Consider the following 1,691-nt stretch of genomic DNA (forward strand, 5'->3'; position numbering starts at 1 on the left):
CTCGCGCTGACTTTTGGGATCCTCGCCATATCCGTATTCGTTGCAGGTCGTTACGGACTTGTCACTCTCATAGCGCAGGGATACAGCTGGCTCGCGCTGGCATTTCTGATGATCTATGTCGCGCCGCTTTTGACGATCGGATGCTGGCGCCTCGCGAAAGGCCGTCACGAGACAGCGTCGGCGAGGTCCATAACAGCCGGCCCATAGTCGCGAAGTGCAGATCACGATTGTGGATGGAAACCCGACGCGCCTTGCAGGTCACGTCGGGAAAGCCCTTATACCAAGTCCCGTTGATCATGACGCATGCGCCCATTTGCGTCGGCCGATGGACATGATGCGCCATGGCTGATCGACGAGGCGGTTCCAGGCGAAGCAGCAATGGTCGAGAATGTCCTCGTAGGATCCGAAGATCCGGTTCGAGAGCCAATTGTCGCGCATAAACTGCCAGATGTTCTCGACCGGATTGAGCTCGGGGCATTTTGACGGCAGCGGCATGAGCGTGATGTTCGGCGGCACGATGAGCGCGTCGGAGCCATGCCATCCAGCTTGATCGAGCAGCAGCACGGCGTGCGCTCCGGGTGCCACCGTGGCGGCGATTTCGGCGAGATGGAGCGTCATGCCCTCGGTGTTGCAGCGGGGCAGGACGAGGCCCGCCGCTTTGCCTTCGTCTGGGCAGATGGCGCCGTAAATGTAGGCGGACCTGGTCCGCTGATCCTTTGGTGCAGAGGGGCGTGTCCCGCGCCGGGCCCAACGGCGTGTGATGCCGTTCTTCTGGCCGACCCGCGCCTCGTCCTGCCACCAAATCTCTACGGGTGTACCGCGGGGGAGCGTCGCCCGGATCGCTGCCAACTGGGCGGGGAAGTTTTTTTAAAAGCGGGGATGGCGTCGGCATCCTGGGTATGATGGCGCGGGCGGGCGGAGAGTTTGCGATAGCCAGATTCGCGAAGCTCGCGGCTCAGCGTCTGCTTGCTGATCGAGAGCCCGAACTCGTCCCAGATCCATTGCGCCAGGTCGATCAGTCGCCATCGCACCACACCATGCGACGCCGGGATCGGTCCGGTCTCGACCACACGAAGCAACGCTTGGCGTTGCTCTGCGCTGAGCAGTGGCAGAGCGCCAGGCGCCTTGCCGTCGATCAAGCCATCCGGGCCTCGATCGTTGAAGCGCACCACCCAGTCTCGCACGATCTGGAGACCGACACCGCCAATGCGGGCAGCCTCGCTCCGGGCGCCGCCATCATAGATCGCCGCCAGAGCCAGAAGCCGACGGACCTGACGACCGTCTTTGCTCGCCCGCGCGATGCGCCGCAAACCATCCCCGTCAAAGTCCGAACGCAGATCGATCGCCGCTGCCATCGCAAGCCTCCTCCAGCCTACGATGTTGAATCAGATCAAACCCGGTTTGGGAATCCCCAATGTGAGTCAGCCTCACGCGGATTTGGTATTACAACATGAAGCGCCTGATCTTCCATGAGCGACGGACCGCAGCAGGATAAGTGCGTCTGGAATAAAAAATTGGAGACGAAACAGAGAGAAAATGAGCCAATATCGGGCGCTCAGCCAGATCTCATGCGCCGCCGCCGAACATAGCGCTGCAAGCACCTCAAATCACGCGGTTAATGGAGGTGCCCAGCTCGGAACGTACACGTTTCGAGCCAGGTCCCAGTCCATGGGGACTTGGGGCGGCGGGGG

The 1,691-nt window shown here is 61.6% G+C and carries 1 protein-coding gene; it reads right to left on the reverse strand.

Annotated elements, in window-relative coordinates; translation table 11 throughout:
* Positions 1 to 294: 294 nt before the first annotated feature.
* A protein-coding gene (locus Q0R02_RS12040) for an IS630 family transposase (RefSeq protein WP_293883819.1) occupies positions 295 to 1,355 on the reverse strand; the annotation gives its coding sequence in 2 pieces (ribosomal slippage) (positions 295 to 863 and positions 863 to 1,355; 1,062 coding nt in all).
* Between the last annotated feature and the right edge of the window lie 336 nt (positions 1,356 to 1,691).

The sequence above is a fragment of the Sphingomonas sp. genome (assembly GCF_025353885.1).
Classification (GTDB): Bacteria; Pseudomonadota; Alphaproteobacteria; order Sphingomonadales; family Sphingomonadaceae; genus Sphingomonas_O.